The 19,016-nt window shown below is 69.2% G+C and carries 16 protein-coding genes; 9 read left to right on the top strand and 7 right to left on the bottom strand.

The features are described from left to right. Nucleotides 1-7 precede the first annotated feature (7 nt). The gene (locus ACV7GQ_RS14435) at nucleotides 8-2,551 is read right to left on the bottom strand and encodes a glycoside hydrolase family 15 protein (RefSeq protein ID WP_470310922.1); all 2,544 of its coding nucleotides are present in this window, start codon (nucleotides 2,549-2,551) and stop codon (nucleotides 8-10) included. A gap of 139 nt (nucleotides 2,552-2,690) precedes the next feature. Between ACV7GQ_RS14435 and ACV7GQ_RS14430 the strand changes: the two genes are divergently transcribed. Further along, entirely contained in the window at nucleotides 2,691-3,863 is a 1,173-nt protein-coding gene (locus ACV7GQ_RS14430) for an ABC transporter ATP-binding protein (protein WP_470310921.1), read from the top strand. Between the two features lie 117 nt (nucleotides 3,864-3,980). On the opposite strand, the gene ACV7GQ_RS14425 is transcribed toward ACV7GQ_RS14430, so the two are convergent. Continuing rightward, nucleotides 3,981-5,987: a DUF7997 domain-containing protein gene (locus ACV7GQ_RS14425; protein ID WP_470310920.1), complete on the bottom strand. Its 2,007-nt coding sequence runs from the start codon at nucleotides 5,985-5,987 to the stop codon at nucleotides 3,981-3,983. Nucleotides 5,988-6,067: 80 nt separating this feature from the next. Then, nucleotides 6,068-8,467, bottom strand: a complete 2,400-nt coding sequence (locus tag ACV7GQ_RS14420; RefSeq protein ID WP_470310919.1) for a glycoside hydrolase family 15 protein — start codon at nucleotides 8,465-8,467, stop codon at nucleotides 6,068-6,070. A gap of 136 nt (nucleotides 8,468-8,603) precedes the next feature. Between ACV7GQ_RS14420 and ACV7GQ_RS14415 the strand changes: the two genes are divergently transcribed. After that, complete coding sequence (locus ACV7GQ_RS14415; RefSeq protein WP_470310918.1) at nucleotides 8,604-9,653, top strand: TrmB family transcriptional regulator; 1,050 nt, start codon at nucleotides 8,604-8,606, stop codon at nucleotides 9,651-9,653. On the opposite strand, the gene ACV7GQ_RS14410 is transcribed toward ACV7GQ_RS14415, so the two are convergent. Both ACV7GQ_RS14410 and ACV7GQ_RS14405 read right to left on the bottom strand, forming a co-directional pair. Next, the gene (locus ACV7GQ_RS14410; RefSeq protein WP_470310917.1) at nucleotides 9,650-10,153 is read right to left on the bottom strand and encodes a type IV pilin domain-containing protein; all 504 of its coding nucleotides are present in this window, start codon (nucleotides 10,151-10,153) and stop codon (nucleotides 9,650-9,652) included. The genes ACV7GQ_RS14415 and ACV7GQ_RS14410 overlap by 4 nt on opposite strands. Nucleotides 10,154-10,226: 73 nt before the next feature. Next, nucleotides 10,227-11,225, bottom strand: coding sequence for a glutathione S-transferase family protein (locus tag ACV7GQ_RS14405; protein WP_470310916.1), 999 nt, complete (start codon nucleotides 11,223-11,225; stop codon nucleotides 10,227-10,229). 171 nt (nucleotides 11,226-11,396) lie between these two features. Between ACV7GQ_RS14405 and ACV7GQ_RS14400 the strand changes: the two genes are divergently transcribed. From ACV7GQ_RS14400 to ACV7GQ_RS14390, 3 genes are all read left to right on the top strand, one after another. Next, nucleotides 11,397-11,930: a 50S ribosomal protein L16 gene (locus ACV7GQ_RS14400; protein ID WP_470310915.1), complete on the top strand. Its 534-nt coding sequence runs from the start codon at nucleotides 11,397-11,399 to the stop codon at nucleotides 11,928-11,930. Nucleotides 11,931-12,110: 180 nt separating this feature from the next. Continuing rightward, nucleotides 12,111-12,311, top strand: a complete 201-nt coding sequence (locus tag ACV7GQ_RS14395) for a hypothetical protein (RefSeq protein ID WP_470310914.1) — start codon at nucleotides 12,111-12,113, stop codon at nucleotides 12,309-12,311. Between the two features lie 61 nt (nucleotides 12,312-12,372). Beyond that, nucleotides 12,373-13,251 (top strand): ATP-grasp domain-containing protein, encoded by an 879-nt coding sequence (locus ACV7GQ_RS14390; protein WP_470310913.1) that lies wholly within the window; start codon nucleotides 12,373-12,375, stop codon nucleotides 13,249-13,251. A 200-nt stretch (nucleotides 13,252-13,451) separates the two neighbouring features. Here ACV7GQ_RS14390 and ACV7GQ_RS14385 read toward each other — a convergent pair whose 3' ends face one another. Beyond that, nucleotides 13,452-13,838, bottom strand: coding sequence for an Hsp20/alpha crystallin family protein (locus ACV7GQ_RS14385; RefSeq protein ID WP_470310912.1), 387 nt, complete (start codon nucleotides 13,836-13,838; stop codon nucleotides 13,452-13,454). 198 nt (nucleotides 13,839-14,036) lie between these two features. On the opposite strand from ACV7GQ_RS14385, the gene gap reads away from it, so the two are divergent. The 3 genes from gap (at nucleotide 14,037) to ACV7GQ_RS14370 (ending at nucleotide 17,250) form a co-directional block, all read left to right on the top strand. Beyond that, nucleotides 14,037-15,044, top strand: a complete 1,008-nt coding sequence (gene gap, locus ACV7GQ_RS14380) for a type I glyceraldehyde-3-phosphate dehydrogenase (protein ID WP_470310911.1) — start codon at nucleotides 14,037-14,039, stop codon at nucleotides 15,042-15,044. A 146-nt stretch (nucleotides 15,045-15,190) separates the two neighbouring features. Next, a complete protein-coding gene (locus tag ACV7GQ_RS14375; RefSeq protein WP_470310910.1) occupies nucleotides 15,191-16,393 on the top strand; it encodes a phosphoglycerate kinase in 1,203 nt (400 codons plus the stop codon). A 278-nt stretch (nucleotides 16,394-16,671) separates the two neighbouring features. After that, nucleotides 16,672-17,250 carry a riboflavin synthase gene (locus ACV7GQ_RS14370; RefSeq protein ID WP_470310909.1) on the top strand — a complete coding sequence of 193 codons (579 nt, stop codon included), beginning with the start codon at nucleotides 16,672-16,674 and terminating at the stop codon, nucleotides 17,248-17,250. Here ACV7GQ_RS14370 and ACV7GQ_RS14365 read toward each other — a convergent pair. Next, the gene (locus ACV7GQ_RS14365) at nucleotides 17,247-18,281 is read right to left on the bottom strand and encodes a PrsW family intramembrane metalloprotease (protein ID WP_470310908.1); all 1,035 of its coding nucleotides are present in this window, start codon (nucleotides 18,279-18,281) and stop codon (nucleotides 17,247-17,249) included. The two genes, ACV7GQ_RS14370 and ACV7GQ_RS14365, sit on opposite strands and share 4 nt — an antisense overlap. A 120-nt stretch (nucleotides 18,282-18,401) precedes the next feature. On the opposite strand from ACV7GQ_RS14365, the gene pdxT reads away from it, so the two are divergent. After that, nucleotides 18,402-18,995 carry a pyridoxal 5'-phosphate synthase glutaminase subunit PdxT gene (gene pdxT / locus ACV7GQ_RS14360; RefSeq protein ID WP_470310907.1) on the top strand — a complete coding sequence of 198 codons (594 nt, stop codon included), beginning with the start codon at nucleotides 18,402-18,404 and terminating at the stop codon, nucleotides 18,993-18,995. Nucleotides 18,996-19,016: the final 21 nt, after the last annotated feature.

Below are 19,016 nucleotides of genomic sequence, written 5' to 3'. Positions count from 1 at the left end.
CTCCCCTTCAGTCCCCGGTGTAGGTCACCGTCTGTCGGTCGACGGCCAGCGACGCCTCGACCAGCGCGCCCGTGTCCTCGACGGCGACGACGGTGACCGTCGTCCGGATGCCCGAGAGGGGGACGTCGACGGTCGCGCTCCCGTCGCTGACGGTGGCTCGATGGGTCGTCCCGTCGGCGTGGACGAGCACCTCTGGGGCGTCCGTCGCCACCTCCACCGTGACGGGTTCGTCCTCGGTGGTCGTCGGGAGGTCCGCGACCGACAGGGAGGGCCGTGGCCGCTCCGTGCCGAACCGCTCGGCGACGACGGCGGGCGTCTCGACGGGGTCGCCCGCGTCGATGCCGTGGGCCAACCGGACGAACTGGGCCATCGACCACGACAGCGGCGTCGCGGACCCGGTGCCCTCGCCGAACGCCCAGCCGTACTCGGTGGGGTCCTCGCGGTCCCAGACCTGTTCGGGAATCATCCGGCCCTCGTTGGCGAAGTCCGCCATCGCTTCGAGCAGGGTCTCGGGCGTGAGGTCGTCGGGACTGTCGGCCCGCCGGAGTTCGTACTCGCCGCGCTCGCCGGTGAAGATTGGCCACAGGCGGCCCTGCCCTTCGCTCGTCCACGGTTCGCCGCTCGCGGGTTCGCCGTAGCCGTCGCCGTTGTAGCGGTACCACGCCGGGCCGTTCGGCGTGTCGACGCGGATGGTGTCGTCGACGACGGCGACGGAGTTCTCGACGGTCGGGTCGTCGGCGGGCACGACCCCGAGGCGGACGAGTTCGAGGAAGCCGGCGTCGATGACGTTCCGCTCGTCCAGCGTCGGCCCGCCGTTGGCGAGGGCGCGGTCCGCGCCGTCGTCGGGGTCCGTGTCGTCGCCGACCCGGATGTAGTACGGCGTCGTCGTGTGTTCGTCGGTACCCGTCGTCGTCGCGCACCACTCCTCGACGTTGCGCGCCCAGTCGTCGGCCGTCGCCAGCCACCGGAGCGCGTCGTCCCGTTCGCCCGCGTCGGCGGCCAGCGACGCCGCGGCGGTCAGCCCGGCGATCTCGGCGGCGATGGTCGACGGGGAGTAGCCGCTCTCCTCCTCCCAGCGCTCCTGGTCGGTCGCCGGGCCGCTGTTGGCGACGTAGTCCGCCGAGGCCCGGACGTTCTCGAAGTCGTAGTTCACGTCCTCGAATGCGACGCCGTGGCGGTCGGTCAACTGGTAGGCCATCACCAGCGGGAAGGCTATCTCGTCCATTTGCTCGCCGCCCCAGCGGGTGCGCCCGTCGACGAACGTGTTCTGGGGGAGGAAACCGGAGTCGTCCTGCTGGTACTCGAAGACGTACTCGAGGGCGCGGCGCGCGCCCGCGACGTCGCCCATCGCCCGGAGCGCGGTGAAGGACTGGTAGAGGTCACGCGCCCAGACGAAGTTGTAGCCGTAGTCGCTGGGCGGGGTCGCGCCGACGGCGGCGCCCCAGGGGACCGACGGCGAGGCGATGCCCGCCCCGAGGTAGGTCTTGTCCTCGACGGCCGCCAGCGTCATCGCGGCGACGCGGTACTGGGTCCGCAGTTCGCCGGAGACGCTGTCTGGTGCGTCGAGTTCCGCGAGGTAGTCGCGCCACGCGTCCAGATACGCCGTCCGGGTCGTGGCGACGTCCGCGTCGGCGGCGGCCGCGGCCGTCTCCGCCGCGGCCCCGTCGTCTCGCTCGGTCGCGAAGCCCAGTGCCAGCGTCGTCTCGCCGGCCCCCGACAGCAGCCGGCCGGCCAGCGTCACCACGTCCTCGGTCTCGTCGCTGTCGGTCCACGCGCCGGTCTCCAGCAGTCGCTGGCCGTCGTCGGCCGAGAGCGCGCCGGCGCGGTCGAACCCGCCTTCGCAGGCCAGGCCCAGCGCCACGGCGTAGGGCTCGCCGTCCTCGCGGACGACGTGTTGACTGTCGTTCTCGGTGCCGTCCCACGCGACGAGGGCCCCGCCGTCCGCGACGCGGCCCACGTCGGCCCCGGCGCTCTGTGAACAGGCGGTGCGGGCGACGGCGTAGAGGTCCAGCGAGTCGGCGCCGTCGAAGGTCACGTCGCCGACCAGCGCGTCCCGTTCGGGGTCGGTGACCCACTCGACGGTCAGCGACCAGTCGCCGTCGGTCGGCGAGGCGGTCTGCTGGTACAGCAGGCCCTCGTCCGTCGCGAGCGTCGTCGAGCGCTCGACGCCGTCGTCGGCGGTCCGGTCGGCGTCGTGGGTGCGCCACGTCCGCCCGGCGTCGGCGTCGACGACGAGGAACTCCAGCGTCCGGAGGTTCATGAGGTCGATTCGCGGGAACCGGACCTCCGTCACCGCGCCGGCGGTGAACGTCGCCCACACGCGCGACGGGTCCGCGTCGCCGTGATCCGGGACCGTCGCCAAGCCGTACTTCCGCCCGGTCGTCCACCGGGGCGGGACGGCCTCGATTCGTCCGTCCGTCGTCGTCGCGTCCGTGCCCGCCTCCGTGGCGTCCGTCGGGGTCCCGCCGTCCCCGGACCGGCCGGGACAGCCGGCCAGCCCGGCGAAGCCGACGCCGGCCGCGGTGCGCATGAACTCCCGGCGTCGCCTCATCTGTGCCTCCCGTCTGCCCGTGGAACCTGAACCATTGCCGGTCCCAGACGCGCCGGCACGAAAACCTCTACGAAATTTTCCCTCACAAATTCGGAGATTTGGGGAACATTTATCATGCGGGACGCGTACACAGGGAGTAATGGCGAGTCTCGAACTGAAATCGCTTCGCAAGGAGTTCGACGGCGGGTCCATCGTCGCGGTCGACGACCTGAACCTCGAAATCGAGGACGGGGAGTTCGTCACGGTGGTCGGGCCGTCAGGCTGCGGGAAGTCGACGACACTGCGGATGATAGCCGGGCTGGAGCGACCCACGAGCGGTCGCATCCACGTCGACGGCGCCGACATCACCGACGTCCACGCGCGCCACCGCGACGTGGCGATGGTGTTCCAGAACTACGCGCTGTACCCCCACAAGACCATCCAGCAGAACATGGCCTTCGGCCTCCGGATGAGCACCGACATGTCCGCCGAGGAGCGCGAACAGCGGGTGTACGACGCCGCCGAGATGATGGGTATCGAGGACCTGCTCGACGACACGCCCGACGAGCTCTCCGGCGGGCAGAAACAGCGCGTCGCGCTGGGGCGGGCCATCGTCCGCGAACCCGACGTGTTCCTGTTCGACGAACCGCTCTCGAACCTGGACGCGAAGCTCCGGACGACGATGCGGACCGAAATCCAGCGCCTGCAGGAGGAGCTGGGCATCACCTCGGTGTACGTCACCCACGACCAGGAGGAGGCGATGACGATGGGCGACCGCATCGTCATCCTCAACGACGGTGAGCTCCAGCAGACCGGCAAGCCGACCGACGTGTACCAGAACCCCACCAACCAGTTCGTCGCCGGGTTCGTCGGGTCGCCGTCGATGAACTTCGTCGACGTCGAGGCCGACCCCTTCGACGCCGGCATCCGTCTCACCGGCGCCGACGGGAGCTTCTCCTACGACCTGACCTCGGGCCGGGCCAGCGCCTTCGGCGACATCGCCGGCGGGTCCTACGTCCTCGGCATCCGTCCCGAACACGTCAGGGTCAGCGAGGACGGCGCGGCCGGCACCGACGCCATCCCCGCGACGGTGGACGTCGTCGAACCCATCGGGAGCGACAACTACCTCTACCTCGACCTCGGCACCGAGTCCCGGAGCTTCGACACCGAGGACGCGCCGGACTTCATCGCCCGCGTCCCGGCCGACATCGAACCCGCGGTCGGCGACGTGGTGCAGATCGCCTTCGACGAGGGCTCGGTTCACCTGTTCGACACCGAGACGGGCGAGGCCGTCACGGCGACCGACGCCGAGGCGGTCACACCGATGCAGTAACCGCTCGTCGGCCTGCGGTTCCGTTCTCGAGGTACCCGCGCGTCCGACAGCGTCGCCGCCGTGGCGCCTGCGACCGATACGTTTCGCGGAGAACGACTGCGTCGCGCCCGCGGCCGCTCACTCCGTCCGGGCCTTCGGCTCCGCCGCCGACCGCAGTTCGCCCGCCTCGTCGAGGTGGGCGACGGTCGCCAGTCGGAGCGCGTGGGGCCACCCCAGCGGCGTCGCGGAGTCGGGCGTCCCGTCGTCGAACAGTTGCTCGGGGAGGTACCCGCCCTGTCTGGCGAGGGACCCGCCGGGGAGGAGCTCCCCGAGCAGGTCGCGCGACCGGCGGAAGGCGTCGGCCGCCCGGGCGTCGTCGCGGTGGTCGAGGAGGCTCCCGAGTTCGGCGGCGGCGTTGGCGCCCCAGGCCGTCGAGACGGTCCACACCTTCTCTGCGCCCTGTCCGTGCTGGCGCCACTCGTCGCCCTCGAAGCGGACGAGGCCGCGGACGGCCTCCGTCTCGCGTTCGAGGCCGGCGAGCGTCGTCTCGACGTGCGTGACGAGGCGGTCGACCGTCTCGTCGGCGACCGGTGCGACGACGGCGTACTCCCGCATCGCGGCGGCCAGTGCCAGCGACCCGGAGTCGAGCCGCTCGTCCAGTTCGCCCTCGCGCTCCCGGAGTGCGTAGAACTCGCCGGTCCACAGGCGGTCGAGGCCCTCGACGACGGCGTCGGCCTGCGCCCGTGCGTGGTCGCGGAGGTCGGTCGACACCGGCGCCCGGGCGACGGCGGCGTAGGCGTGGAGGAAGGTGGCGGCGGTGTGGGCGAACCGGCCCTGCATGTTCTCCCACGCGTTCTGGCAGGCGATGGGGAGGCCGTCGGCCTCCAGCGTGTCGTCTAAGCTCTCGACGGCCCGTTCGATGGCGGCCTCGACGCGCTCGGGGTCGTCGGGGTCGCCGGTCCGGAGGAACGTCGCGAGGAAGCCGGCGACGCTCCCGCTCTGGTCGGCCTGGTAGTCCGTGTCCGCGCCGCTCTCGAGACGGGCGTTGGCCCACCCCGGCGCGAGCGTCTCGTCGCCGGGCCAGACGCGGTGGGGCCAGCTCCCGTCGTCCAGTTGGGTCCGGCAGTAGAACTCGGCCGACCGCTGGTGCCAGTGGGTCAGGTCGACGCCCAGCGCGTCGCTCCCGTCGAGCAGGAACCGGGAGATCTCGGCGTCGTCGCGGAACCACGTGTAGCCGTAGCCGCCGGAGGTGACGTAGAAGGGGTCGAAGTCGGGGCCGGCGATGCGCGCGCCGTTCTCGGCCGACAGCAGCGAGACGACCCGCAGGTCGTCGACGACCGTCTCGCGGTGGGCGACCCCCTGGGGGACCTCCCAGTCGCGCCGGCGCTCGCTCGCCGCTTCCAACTCCGTCTCGCCGCCCGCGACGTCGTCGAGTCGCGACAGCGCGGCCCCGCGGTCCGTCTCGCCGCGCTCGGCGAGGAGGGTGACGAGGGTGACGCACCCGTCCTCGAACGGGGCGGTGACGAGGACGCCGGCGGTCAGCACCTCGTCCTCGTAGCGCTCCTCGTCGGTCGTCCGCGGGAAGTCGACGGGGTCGTCGGCGACGAGTTCGTCGAACCGCTCGGGAATCTGGCCGTGGACCCCGGACAGCTCGGTCGAGACGCCGACGTAGTCGTGTTCGCGCCGGTGGTAGGCCTCGACGGCGCCGTCGTGGACCAGCAGGCTCGTCTGCCCCTCGCGCCCGTCCGGGGCGAACCGGAGGTACGCCCGGAGGTCGAGGTCCGGCGGGGCGTCGCCGTCGAGTTCGAACCGCGTGACGTGCGCGCGGTCGAGCGTCAGGTCCCGCTGGACGACCCGCCAGTCGCCGTTGTCGTGGACCGTCTCGACGACGCCCGTCTCACCGCGGTACCGCTGGTCGGCGTCGGCGTCGAACCAGTCGTCGCCCACCCCGAACCGCGACGCGTCGATGCCGGAGAGACCGCTGAGCGGGTAGGAGTAGTCCCGCAGCGAGCCGTCTGTGTCGACGTGGACGAGACGGTCGCCCTGCCCAGCGAAGAGACCTGTCGTAGAACGGAGTTCACCGGGGAACTTCCTGTCGGCGTCCCGGTGGCGTTTGAAGTCGTCGAGCGATGTCCGGAGCGTCATTGCCACTACGCAACACGCCCTCCACCATAAAATATGGTGTAATTATTTTTCGCACTTACAGACTCGGCTGGGGGACCCGCTCAGACCCGGTCGTAGGCGACGGCGGTCTCGACGTCGGGGAGGTCGCCGCTGGCCGCGACGACCGTGACGCGCGCCCCGTCCTCGGCGGCGACAGTGATGTCGACGTCGCCCCCGGAAGTGTGGACGGTCTCGGTCTGGGTCTTCACCACGACGTCGTCGCCGACGGTGTGACCCGTCACCCGCGCGGCGTCGTCCGCTCGCTCGATGGCCACGTCGAGGACCGGCCCGTCGGCCGGCGCGTCGCCGTCGTAGCGCTCACGGACGACGGCGGGCGTCTCGACGGGTTCGCCCGCGTCGATGCTCCACGCGAGGCGGACGAACTGGGCGTTGGTCCACGACAGCGGCGTCGCGCTCGACGTGCCCTCGCCGAACTCCCAGCCGAAGTCGTTCTCGCCCGGTTCGTCCCACACCTGTTCGGGGAGCATCCGCCCGTCGTTGGCGAAGTCGCCCAGCGTCGCCAGCAGGCTCTCGGGGTCGAAGGTCGGGTCCTCCAGCAGGAGTTCGTACTCGCCGCGCTCGCCGGTGAAGAACGGCCAGAGACGCCCCTTCCCGGTCTCGTCCGGCATCCACGGCGCACCGGGCTGGACCCGCTTCTCGCCGTAGCCGTCGCCGGTGTAGCGGTACCACGCCGGGCCGTGGGGCGTCTCGACCATGATGTCGTCGTCGTACTCGAGGACGGTGTTCCGGACCGTCTCGTCGTCGGCCGGCAGGACGCCCAGCCGGACGAGTTCGAGGAACCCGCCGTCGAGGATGTTGCGCTCGTCCAGCGTCCCGCCGCCGTTGTTGTGCGTGCGGAGTTCCCCGTCGTCCGGGTTCCCCTCGTCGGTGATGCGCACGTAGTACGGCGTGTTGGTGTGTTTCTGGGTGCCGGTCGTCGTCGCGTGCCAGTCCTCCAGTCGGTCGACCCAGTGGTCGGCGACGCCGAGGTAGGCGATGGCGTCGGCCGGGTAGCCGGCCTCGAGCGCGAGGTCGGCGGCACAGACGAGGCCGGCTATCTCGGCGGCCGTCGTCGACGGGGAGTAGCCGCTCTCCTCCTCCCAGCGCTCCTGCTGGCTGCTGGGGCCGCTGTCGACGACGTAGTCGCTGGACAGGCGGATACTCTCGTAGCCGTAGCCCGCCTCGTCGAGGTCGTAGCCGTGGCGTTCCTTCAGCTGCTGGGCCATCACCTGTGGGAAGGCTATCTCGTCGAGCTGCTCGCCGCCCCAGCGGGTGCGCCCGTCGAGGAACGTGTTCTGCGGGAAGAAGCCGTCCGACTCCTGCTGGTACTCGTAGAGGTACTCGGTGGCGTCGATGGCGCTCTGGACGTCGCCCATCGCGTCGAAGGCGGTGTAGGCCTGATACAGGTCGCGGGGCCAGACGTAGTTGTAGCCGTAGTCGATGGGCGCGTTGGCGTCGACGGCGTCGCCCCACGGGACTGACGGCGAGGCGATGCCGGCGCCGGGGAACGCCTTGGAGTCTGCGGCCTTCATCACCATCACGGCGGTCTTGTACTGGGCCAGCAGGTCGTCGTCGCCGGCGACGCTTTCGGGGACGGCCACCTCGTCGAGGTACGACGCCCACGAGTCGACGTAGGCGGCCCGGACGTCCTCGAACGGGCCGTCGAGAGCGGCCTCCGCGGTCACCAGCGCGCCCTCGTCGTCGCCGTCCTCGGCGAACCCGAGCGCCAGCGTGGTGTCGTGACTCGACAGCGTCCCGGCGAGGACGACGTTCCCCTGTGCCTCTGCGTGTCGCTCCTCGGTCGACCCGCGCTCTACGAGCGCCGCCTCCACGTCGCCCCCGCGGACGTCGGCCGTGGTCCAGTCGAACCCGTCGTCGCTCGCGAGCGCCAGCCCCACGTCTATCGGGTCGCCGTCCTCGTAGCAGAACGCGGGGTCGGCACCCGCCGGCCGCTCGTGTCGGGCCAGAAGGGCGTCCTCGCGTGCGCGTGCGACATCGTGGTCGGCGTGGGCCGACAGCGCCGAGTCGACGACGACGTGGCAGTCGTACCCTTCGCCCTCGAAGGTGACGTCGAGGAGGAGGGCGTCCTCCTCGGGGTGGGTCGCGTGGTCGACGGTCAGCGACCAGTCGTGGTCGTCGGTCGGCCGGGCCGTCTGGCGGAAGAGGAGCGCGTCCTCGCTGGCCGCCGTCGTCTCGCGCTCGACGGCGTCCGGCAGGTCGCGTCGCTCCCGGAACGTCCGGGCGGCGTAGCCGTCGCCGTCGGTGACCAGAAAGTCGAGTTCGCGGACGTTCATGACGTCGACCCGCGGGAACCGGACTTCGGTGACGGCGCCCTCGGTCAGCGTGTACCAGACTCGCGACGGGTCGGCGTCGTCGTGGTCACAGACAGTGCCGAACCCGTATTTCTCGCCGACCGTCCACGTCGCGTCCGCCGTGGCAGTCGGTCGCTCTCGCTCTGTCATACGGGACCCTACAGGACCAGTACCTTAATCACTTCTCAATTCGTAACGAACTATTACAATCCGCGTCCTCGGGACGGTAGCGACCCGAACGGGACCGAAACCAAATTACTTGCCACAGTGGAGATGATAAATTAGCATGGACGATTCGACGCTCGCGGACAGACTCACACAGTTGGGGCTCTCTGAGAAGGAGGTGGACACGTATCTCTCTATCCTCCAGAACGGGGAGGCGAAGGCCAGCGAGATCGCCGACGACACCGGCGTCTCGAAGCGGTACGTCTACAGCATCAGCGAGTCGCTGGAGAAACGGGGGTTCGTCGAGGTCAACGACCACGTCGTCCCGACGACGATACGCGCCCGGCCGCCCTCGGAGGTCATCGAGGCGCTGTCGGACCAGTTAGAGGAGATGGAGACGGCGCTCGACGAGCGCTTCTCCGACACGGAGCGGCGGGCCCAGCAGTTCGACGTCATCAAGTCCCGCGTCACGGTGGTCAAACGGCTCACGGAGTACCTCGCCAACGCCGAACGGGAGGTCATGCTGTCGGTGCCCCAACAGTACCTCCCCGAGATAGCCGACGAACTGGAGGCGGCCGTCGACCGGGGCGTCCTCGTCCTCCTCGTGGTCAGCAGCGCGACGGACGTCGCCGGCGACGACGTCGCGGGGATGGCCTCCGTCGCCCGCGCGTGGGACCAGGAGATGCCCATCATGCTCACCGTCGACGGCCAGTTCGGGCTGGTCGCGCCCGCGGACATCATCATCCGCTCGAACTCCGACCAGCGCGCCATCGCCTTCGTCCAGGAGCAGCTCGTCCCGGTCCTCTCGGGGTCGTTCCTCGGGAACTACTGGCCCATGTCCAGCGAGATATACGTCGCCGAGCCGCGTGCGCTCCCGGCCACCTACCAGAACTTCCGGCAGCCGGTGCTGGAGGCGACGCTCCACCTCCGCGCGGACGAGGCGGTACACGTCTCGGCCCTCGTCCAGCCGGTGCAGGCCGACGACGACCCCGGAACGCTCGAGGGCACCGTCGTCGACACCCGGCAGGGCCTCGCCGAGCCACAGACCAACGCCTACCCCATCGAACACACGCTCGTCGTCGACACCGGCGAGGAGACGGTGACCGTCGGCGGCCCCGGCTCGTTCATCGAGGACTACGAGGCCGACGAGGTCACGCTCTCGACCCCCTAGCGACGGCTCGGGTCGGGCCAGCGGTAGACGACGTACGTCTCGCTCTCGGTCGTCGGCTCCGGGTCCCAGACCAGCCGGAGCGTCGCCTCGCTCAGGTCGAGGTGTTCGCCGGCCCCGGTGTCCGCCTCGTCGAAGTGACCCGCGTGGATCGATAGCTCGACGCCCGACGTGATGCTGGTCGGCGCCTGCGCCCCCAGCGGGTCGCCGGTCAGGGGCGCGGGGTTGCCCGCCGAGTCCGTCGCACCCGAAACCGCGAGCGAGAGCTTCGCCCGGTCGAGCGTGTCGCCGCTCTCGAAACTCAGGTTCAGGTACTCGCCGTTCCCCGTCGTCCGCTCGCCGTAGTCGGCGACGATGGCGGTCTGCGGCGTCTCCGCTACGGGTTGCTCGCCGGTGACCCCGACGAGGTAGGCGCCCACCGCTGCCGCCAGTACGACCGTGATGGCGACCACGAGGACCACGCCGATAACCGGACTGACGCCCCGTTCGCTCCCCCTGACCATGCGCTACGGCTGTCTCTCCGGGGGGAAAAGCACTCGCACGTCCTCGGCGTTCGATATCGGCCGGCAGTCCCGGTCAGACCGTCGCGAACAGGTCGTCGGGGCGGTCGCCGGGCAGTTCGTCGCGGTCGTGGGGCGCCTCGAAGTCCGGGTCGGGCCCCATCGGCACGATGCGCTTCGGACTGACGTCCGGGTGGGTGGTGTAGTAGTGCTCCGTGATGTGGTCCATGTTCACCGTCTCCGCGACGCCCGGCGTCTGGTAGAGGTCGCGCAGGTACGGCCAGAGGTTGTCGTACTCCCTGATGAACTGGTGGTTGCACATGAAGTGGGTGTGGTACACCTCGTCGAAGCGCACCAGCGTCGTGAACATGCAGATGTCCGCCTCGGTCAGGCGGTCCCCGGCGAGGTACCGCTGGTCCTCCAGCACCGCGTCCCAGTGGTCCAGCGCGTCGAACAGTTCCGCGACGGCGTCGTCGTAGGCGTCCTGCGTGTTCGCGAACCCGGCGCGGTAGACGCCGTTGTTGATCGGCTCGTAGATGTCGTCGATGATGCGGTCCACCTCGTCCTGGTACCCCTCGGGGTAGAGGTCCACGTCGTTCTCGGCGACGTCGTCGAACTCGGTGTCGAGCATCCGGAGGATCTCCTTCGACTCGTTGTTGACGATGGTCTCCTCGCGCTTGTCCCAGAGGACGGGGACCGTCACGCGGCAGGTGGCATCGGGGTCGGCCTCCACGTACAGTTCCCGGAGGTAGTCCGACCCGTACAGCGAGTCCTCGGTACAGCCCGCCTTCTCGGGGGTGAACTGCCAGCCGTCGTCCGCGCGGTACGGGTCGACGACGTCGACGCTGATGGCCTCCTCGAGCCCCTTCAGCTTACGCACGAGCAGCGTCCGGTGGGCCCAGGGACACGCCAGCGAGACGTAGAGGTGGTAGCGGCCCGCCTCGGGCTGGAAACGCGCGTCAGGGTCGTCCTCGATCCGGTCCCGGAAGGTCGTGTCCTGCCGGTCGAACTCTCCGTCGTCGTTCGTACTCTCGTAGGCGTCTGTCCGCCACTCGCCGTCGACGAGCATGTTCATGGTACTCCGCCGTTGGCGCTGGAACCGGATAAACACCCCGCGCGGTAACACTCGTGTCACCCTCGACGGCCGCCTCCCGGCCGCTCCGGGCGTGTGGGTCCGACCCACTCGCACGGCGGCCCTTCGAAGCCCTTATCAGGTCGCTCGGCCACGTATTCGCCAAGAGTACCTATGTCGGACAAACCTGCCTCGATGTACCGGGACATCGACAAGCCCTCGTACACCCGACGCGAGTACATCACGGGCATCCCCGGTTCGAAGATCGCACAGCACGAGATGGGTCGCAAGACGGCCGAGAAATCGGACTACCCCGTCCAGATCAGCCTCATCGTCGAGGAGTCGGTCCAGCTTCGCCACGGCTCGCTCGAGGCCTCCCGCCTGTCGGCCAACCGCCACCTCATCAAGCAGCTCGGCGAGGACGGCGACTACCGCATGACCCTGCGGAAGTTCCCCCACCAGGTCCTGCGCGAGAACAAGCAGGCGACCGGTGCCGGGGCCGACCGTGTCTCCGACGGGATGCGACAGGCCTTCGGGAAGATCGTCGGTACCGCCGCCCGCGTGCAGGCCGGCGAACGACTGTTCACCGCCTACTGTAACGTCGAGGACGCCGAACACGTCAAAGAGGCGTTCCGCCGTGCCTACAACAAGATCACGCCCTCCTGCCGCGTCAAGGTCGAGAAGGGCGAAGAACTGCTCATCGCGTAAGCCGGCCGGTCGCGCTGACACGGCGCCGTTCTCTCACTGGTCGTCCACTCGGGCGACTCGCTCCTCGTCTCCCCGAGCGGTCGCGCTGACGTGCCGCCGGGCGCGACGCACTCAGCGAGCCGCCCGGGCGGGAGTCCCACCGCCGAAATAGTATTATCCTAACATGTCGTAGCTAGCAGTATGGTCCTCAGAGCGCTGCTGCTGGCGGTCGGACTGCTCGAACTCGCCGCCCCCCGGAAGCTCGTCGACTTCTGGATGGGCCTCGCGGCTGAAGACGGCGACGTCGAACTCAAGCCGTGGGTGTACCAGGTGGCACGGGCCGAGGGCGCCGTCATCGTGCTGTGGGTCCTACTGCGTGGCCGCGGGCGCGGCGAGGCGTAGGCCCCCGGCGACGGCGCCGACGGGAAACACACCTATGTAGCGACCGGCCCAAGCGACGACGATGCTGGACCTCGCCGTCACCACGCGGGCCGAGACGTTCGAGCGGATGGCCGACCCGCTCGCGGCCCGGGACATCGCTGTCGGGCACGTCGACACCAGCGAGCGCGCCGTCCCGCTGGCCGACGACCCGTTCGACGACTACGACGTCGGGTTCGTCTACCCCTCCCGCATCATGGAGGGGGGCGTCGCCGACGCGTTGCTGGACGTGCCGTGGGTCAACGACCGCGAGGCCATCCTCCGGTCGCGCAACAAGGCCGACGTCCTCGCTCGGTTGGGGCAGGCGGGTGTCCCGGTCCCCGAGACGGTGATGGTGTCGAACCCGGCCGCCGAGTCCGAACTCGTCGCCGCCTTCGAACGGGTGGGGCCGCCCGTCGTCGTGAAACCGAACTCGACGACCCGCGGCGTCGGCGTGACCACGGCCCACGACCTCGACTCGTTCCTGGGCGTCGCGGACTACCTCGACCTGGTCCACGACTACCGGGCGACCGGGGACCGCTCGTTCCTGGTCCAGGAGTACCTCCCCGACGCGCGGGACTACCGGGCGATGGTCGTCGACGGCGAGTACGTCGGCGCCGTGGAGCGCCGCCTGCCGACCGCGGCCCGCGAGCGCGGGCGCTGGAAGCACAACGTCCACCGCGGCGCCGAGGCCGAGGGCGTCGACCTGTCCGGCGACCTGCGCGCGCTCGCCGAACGGGCGGCGGAGGTGCTCGAGGTCCCGTACCTCGGCGTCGACCTGTTGGTGACCGAGGAGCGCGCGGTGGTCAACGAGACGAACGCCCGGCCGACCATCGACAGCGCGACGAAGTACGAGGACGGCTTCTGGGACGACCTGGCGGGGCTGATCCGGGCGACGGCGTCGGACCGGTCGCGAACGGCGTGAGCGACCGGCTTTTTCGCCCACGTTTTCGCCGCGCGTGGTGGCCGCAGGCCACCCGAGCGGGAAGAAGGTGGTCTCGGGACGACCTGGCGGGGTTGATTCGGGCGACCGTGTGACCGGCGGCGAACGGAACCATCGCTACCCGGGCACGAACGAACACGGCGCGAGAACAGAGAGGGGGAGAGAGCGGGGACGGGACGACCCTACAGCTCGATGTCCGCGGAGTCCTCCTCGCGGTCGAAGGTGACCTCGAGGATGCCGTTGTTGTAGGTGGCCGACGCGGAGTGTTCGTCGACCTTGCTGGGGAGGGTGAGTCGCTCGTGGTACTCCCGCTGGTGGCTGTCGGCGTCGATTGTGAGGACGCTCCCGTCGCACTTGAGGTCGATAGCGTCCTTCTCGACGCCGGGGATGTCGGCGACGACGCGGACCTCGTCGTCGGTCTCGTGGACGTCGACGTGGAGGTCACCGCCGCCGTTCGGCCCGTCGCGGTCGATGTGTACGTCCCCTTCGGAACCCATCATCTCGTCCATCATGCGTTCGATTTCGCGGAAGAACTCGTCGAAGGGGTCGTCGTTGTCGTCCCGTCTCATCAGTACGAAGCGGTACGTCGCTCTGTCTGAAAAGCCTTCTGACGGGCTCACTCTTTGCTTCCACCTCCGGCGGTTCGACTCGACCGTGCCGCGTCGTCCGCCTGAGACCGTAGATTCGATACGGAATAATCATAAACAATCACCCGCGAAAACAACTCCGAAAACACTTTACTCCGTAGCGCAGGTTTACTAGGCGGTATGAGCGACCCAGTTCGCGTTGGCCTCAACGGCTTCGGCCGCATCGGCCGCAACGTATTCCGAGCCTCGCTGGAGAACGACGACGTCGAGATCGTCGGTATCAACGACGTGATGGACGACGACGAGATCGACTACTTCGCCCAGTACGACACCGTCATGGGCAACCTCGAGGGTGCGAGTGTCGAGGACGGCGTCCTGACCGTCGACGGCACCGACTTCGAGGCGGGCGTCTTCCACGAGACGGACCCGACGGAGCTCCCGTGGGACGACCTCGACGTCGACGTCGCCTTCGAGGCGACCGGTATCTTCCGCACCAAGGAGGACGCCAGCCAGCACCTCGAGGCGGGTGCCGACAAGGTCCTCATCTCCGCGCCGCCGAAGGGCGAGGAGCCGGTCAAGCAGATCGTCTACGGCGTCAACCACGACGAGTACGACGGCGAGGACGTCGTCTCGAACGCCTCCTGTACGACCAACTCCATCACCCCGGTCGCGAAGGTGCTCGACGAGGAGTTCGGCATCGAGGCCGGACAGCTGACGACCGTCCACGCCTACACCGGCTCGCAGAACCTGATGGACGGCCCCAACAGCAAGCCGCGCCGTCGCCGCGCCGCCGCCGAGAACATCATCCCCACCTCGACCGGCGCCGCACAGGCCGCCACCGAGGTCCTCCCCGAGCTGGAGGGGAAGCTCGACGGGATGGCCATCCGCGTCCCGGTCCCGAACGGCTCCATCACCGAGTTCGTCGTCGACCTCGAGGACGAGGTCACCGAGGCCGACGTCAACGCCGCCTTCGAGGCGGCCGCCGAAGGCGAGCTCGAGGGCGTGCTGGGCGTCACCAGCGAGGACGTCGTCTCCTCGGACATCCTCGGGGACCCCTACTCCACGCAGGTCGACCTCCAGTCGACGAACGTCGTCAGCGGGATGACGAAGATCCTGACGTGGTACGACAACGAGTACGGCTTCTCGAACCGGATGCTGGACGTCGCTCAGTACATCACCGAGCAGTAAGCGCCGTCTGACCGGCGGTGTTTTTCGACGTGTGTGCAGCGGCACTACCGTCTCTTTACGCGTGCTATCGGCGCTGGATGCCGTCTCGCGGTCGCCGTCGCTCGACTCGGAAACGCCTATACACGGGGCCGGCGTTGTCTCGCCTGATGACCTTCCAGACGCTCGACGACCTCGAGGACGGCCAACGCGTCCTCGTCCGACTCGACCTCAACTCGCCCGTAGAGGACGGCGAGGTGCAGGACAACCGCCGGTTCGACCGTCACGCCGAGACCATCCGCGAACTGGTCGACCGCGACTTCGAAGTCGCCGTGCTGGCCCATCAGGGCCGCCCCGGTCGGGACGACTTCGTCTCGCTCGAACAGCACGCCGACATCCTCGAATCCCACGTCGACAGCGACGTCGAGTTCGTCGCCGACACGTTCGGACCCGACGCCATCCACGAGATAGCCGGCCTGGAGGCCGGCGACGTTCTCGTGCTGGAGAACACCCGGATGTGCGACGAGGAGCTCCCCGAGGAGGACCCCGAGGTGAAGGCCCAGACGGAGTTCGTCCAGACGCTGAAAGGCGAGTTCGACGCCTACGTCAACGACGCCTACTCCGCGGCCCACCGCTCGCACGCCTCACTGGTGGGCTTCCCGCTGGTGATGGACGCCTACGCCGGCCGCGTCATGGAGACGGAGTACGAGGCCAACACCGCCATCGCCCAGAAGGAGTTCGACGGCAACGTCACGATGGTCGTCGGCGGCACCAAGGCCACCGACGTCATCGACGTGATGACCCACTTAGACGAGAAGGTCGACGACTTCCTGCTGGGCGGCATCGCCGGCGAACTGTTCCTGCGCGCGGCGGGCTACCCCGTCGGCTACGACATCGACGACGCCGACCTCTACGACGACCAGTGGGAGCAGAACAGCGACAAGATCGAGTCGATGCTCGAGGACCACCGCGACCAGATTACGCTCGCGGTCGACCTGGCCTACGAGGACGACGGCGACCGGGCCGAGCAGTCGGTCGACGACATCGAGGAGAAGACCGTCTCCTACCTCGACGTGGGGAGCGAGACGGTCATGGAGTACTCGCCGATTATCCGTGACTCGGAGGCCGTCTTCGTGAAGGGCGCGCTCGGGATGTTCGAGGACGAGCGCTTCTCCGTGGGGACGGCGGGCGTCCTCGAAGCCATCGCGGACACCGACTGCTTCTCGGTGGTCGGCGGCGGCGACACCTCTCGGGCCATCGAGATGTACGGGATGGAGGAAGACGAGTTCGGCCACGTCTCTATCGCCGGCGGGGCCTACATCCGCGCGCTGACCGGTGCGGAACTGGTCGGCGTCGAGGTCCTCCAGCGCTAACGCTTCGTCATGGCGTGGCGTCGGCCGCGCCCGTCTTCGGGGTCGTAGACCGCCACCGGCCGACTCTCACGGGGGCCGATTCGCGCGTGTCGGGCCGTCCAGTCAGCGTCGTCGCGCTTTCGGGGAGCCATCGCGGGCATACCACCCGCTACGAGCGAGGTGACTAAATTCCTTGTGATTAACTGTGTAAAAATACAACTCGCCTGCGAGTAAGTGTCTCGTCCCCCGGCGGCCGCCCGAGTCGAAGTGTTTTCGACGCCAGCGCCCTACCCCTCGGTATGTTCACCGGCATCGTCGAGACGACGGGCGAGGTACAGGCAGTCGTGGACGACGAGGGCGGCAGACGGGTTCGCATCGACGCCCCCTTCGAGGGCCTCGACCACGGCCAGTCGATAAGCGTCAGCGGCGCCTGTCTCACCGTCGAGGCGTTCGCCGACGGCGAGTGGTTCGAGGTGTTCCTCGCCCGGGAGACGCTCGCCCGCACGTACTTCGACGACCTCGCGGCGGGCGACGCGGTCAACCTCGAACGGGCGATGCCGGCCGACGGGCGGTTCGACGGTCACATCGTCCAGGGGCACGTCGACGCCACCGCCGAGATAACGGGTATCGAGCGAGAGGGGGACGACTGGACGTTCACGTTCTCGCTCCCGGCGGGCCAGCGTGACTACCTCGTCGAGAAGGGCTCGATTACGGTCGACGGCATCAGCCTGACCGTCGCCGCCCGGCGCGAGGACGCCTTCGACGTGGCCATCATCCCGACGACGTACGACGAGACGACCCTCTCCGAGAAGTCGGTCGGCGACCCCGTGCATCTGGAGGTCGACGTCGTCGCGAAGTACGTCGAACAGCTCTGTTAGGGCTCGAACTCGGTCCGTTCCGGCTCGTAGGCCGTCTCCGCCGGCCCCGCGTTGGCCGTCCGGTAGGCCTGTCGGTAGGCGTCCAGTTTCCGCACCAGGAGCAGGCCGAACACGCCGTCGTACACCAGCACGAACGCGAAGAAGGCGACCAACTGGTCGACGCCGAACACCACCGAGAGGACGCCCGTCGCCACGCCCGACAGCGAGTTGTAGGTGGCGTGGATGACCGTCGCGACGAGCAGCCCCTTCAGGACGATGGGGCCGGCGTCCTCGGGGTTGAACTTCGCGAGCCCGAGGTAGTAGCCCGCGAACGCCGAGTAGATGACGTGGCCGGGGCCGGCCAGCGCCCGCACCGCCGCGATGTCGCTCCCGGCGTCGAACGCCGCCAGCGTCCCGGTGACGACGTCGGTGTTCTGGACGATGTACAGCGCGTTCTCGATGGTGGCGAATCCGAGTCCGGCCGCCGCGCCGTACACCGCGCCGTCGATGACGGCGTCGAACCGGTCGTCGCGGTAGGCGTACAGGCGGACGGCCAACAGTTTCACGCTCTCCTCGACGGGGCCGACGACGAGGAAGAAGAAGAAGAGCGTCCCGGCCGGCTGGAACAGGCCGAACCCCGAGCCGATGGCCTGCACCGGACCGCCCAGCACGACGTTCAGCAACCCGGCGAACCCGGCGAACAGCACTCCCAGCAGGAAGGTGCCGACCAGCAGCGTCAGCGGTTCGGCGGTGGTCACGTCGGCGTACCAGATGTAGGCCGCCAGCAGCAGCGCCGGCACGGCCGAGAGCGCGGCCAGTCCGGCGAACAGCGGCTGGACGCCCAGCGCGCCCAGACTCCCGAAGGCGACCTGTAACACCAGGATGGCGACGGCGACGAGGATGACCAGCCCCCGGAGCGCCGACAGCCCGGCGTAGTAGAGCCAATGTGCGAACCGGTCCAACCGTGAGCGGACCTCCCAGTCGGCTATCTCGTAGAGGTCCGTCGACCGGTCGGCGTTCGACGCGACCGGGTCTCGCCGTCGCTTACCCATACTCCGGTGGTGGGGAGCGCGACACCTAACCGTTTGGCTCGCGGTAGCCGCCGGACCACGGCCGCGACAACTTTGCGTCGAGACGAGAGGGTTTTGACGGTCCCCGGCCTACCACGTGACATGAGTCTACGGGCAGGCGTCCTCGCCGTGCAGGGTGACGTGTCGGAGCACGCCGCGGCCATCGAGCGTGCGGCGGCGGCCCACGGGGAGACGGCGGACGTCGTCGAGATACGCGAATCGGGTCTGGTTCCGGACTGCGACGTCCTCCTGATGCCGGGCGGGGAGTCGACGACCATCTCGCGGCTCATCGAACGCGAGGGCATCGACAGCGAGATCACCGCCCACGTCGAGGCCGGGAAGCCGGTGCTGGCGACGTGTGCCGGCCTCATCGTCGCCGCCAGCGACGCCCACGACGACCGGGTGAACACGCTGAACGTGCTGGACGTGACCGTCGAGCGCAACGCCTTCGGCCGGCAGAAGGACAGCTTCGAGGCGCCGCTGGACGTCGACGGGCTGGACTCGCCGTTCCCGGCGGTGTTCATCCGTGCGCCGGTCATCGACTACGTCGCCGACGGCGTCGAGGTGCTGGCCTCGTGGGACGGCCGGCCCGTCGCGGTCCGGGACGGCCCCGTCGTCGGCACCTCCTTCCACCCCGAACTGACCGAGGACCCCCGCATCCACGACCTCGCGTTCTTCGACACCGTGGAGTCGTAGGGGTTCGACGGCCTGAAGGCA

Source organism: Haloarcula sp. MBLA0163 (assembly GCF_055632435.1).
The sequence above is the reverse complement of the archived record's forward strand: the minus strand, read 5'-3'. Positions and strand labels throughout refer to the sequence as shown.

Excerpts from the sequence above, each read along its gene's own strand:
- ACV7GQ_RS14435 (WP_470310922.1), bottom strand. The coding sequence starts at position 2,551 with ATGAGGCGACGCCGGGAGTTCATGCGCACCGCGGCCGGCGTCGGCTTC.
- ACV7GQ_RS14430 (WP_470310921.1), top strand. The coding sequence starts at position 2,691 with ATGGCGAGTCTCGAACTGAAATCGCTTCGCAAGGAGTTCGACGGCGGG.
- ACV7GQ_RS14425 (WP_470310920.1), bottom strand. The coding sequence starts at position 5,987 with ATGACGCTCCGGACATCGCTCGACGACTTCAAACGCCACCGGGACGCC.
- ACV7GQ_RS14420 (WP_470310919.1), bottom strand. The coding sequence starts at position 8,467 with ATGACAGAGCGAGAGCGACCGACTGCCACGGCGGACGCGACGTGGACG.
- ACV7GQ_RS14415 (WP_470310918.1), top strand. The coding sequence starts at position 8,604 with ATGGACGATTCGACGCTCGCGGACAGACTCACACAGTTGGGGCTCTCT.
- ACV7GQ_RS14410 (WP_470310917.1), bottom strand. The coding sequence starts at position 10,153 with ATGGTCAGGGGGAGCGAACGGGGCGTCAGTCCGGTTATCGGCGTGGTC.
- ACV7GQ_RS14405 (WP_470310916.1), bottom strand. The coding sequence starts at position 11,225 with ATGAACATGCTCGTCGACGGCGAGTGGCGGACAGACGCCTACGAGAGT.
- ACV7GQ_RS14400 (WP_470310915.1), top strand. The coding sequence starts at position 11,397 with ATGTCGGACAAACCTGCCTCGATGTACCGGGACATCGACAAGCCCTCG.
- ACV7GQ_RS14395 (WP_470310914.1), top strand. The coding sequence starts at position 12,111 with ATGGTCCTCAGAGCGCTGCTGCTGGCGGTCGGACTGCTCGAACTCGCC.
- ACV7GQ_RS14390 (WP_470310913.1), top strand. The coding sequence starts at position 12,373 with ATGCTGGACCTCGCCGTCACCACGCGGGCCGAGACGTTCGAGCGGATG.
- ACV7GQ_RS14385 (WP_470310912.1), bottom strand. The coding sequence starts at position 13,838 with ATGAGACGGGACGACAACGACGACCCCTTCGACGAGTTCTTCCGCGAA.
- gap (WP_470310911.1), top strand. The coding sequence starts at position 14,037 with ATGAGCGACCCAGTTCGCGTTGGCCTCAACGGCTTCGGCCGCATCGGC.
- ACV7GQ_RS14375 (WP_470310910.1), top strand. The coding sequence starts at position 15,191 with ATGACCTTCCAGACGCTCGACGACCTCGAGGACGGCCAACGCGTCCTC.
- ACV7GQ_RS14370 (WP_470310909.1), top strand. The coding sequence starts at position 16,672 with ATGTTCACCGGCATCGTCGAGACGACGGGCGAGGTACAGGCAGTCGTG.
- ACV7GQ_RS14365 (WP_470310908.1), bottom strand. The coding sequence starts at position 18,281 with ATGGGTAAGCGACGGCGAGACCCGGTCGCGTCGAACGCCGACCGGTCG.
- pdxT (WP_470310907.1), top strand. The coding sequence starts at position 18,402 with ATGAGTCTACGGGCAGGCGTCCTCGCCGTGCAGGGTGACGTGTCGGAG.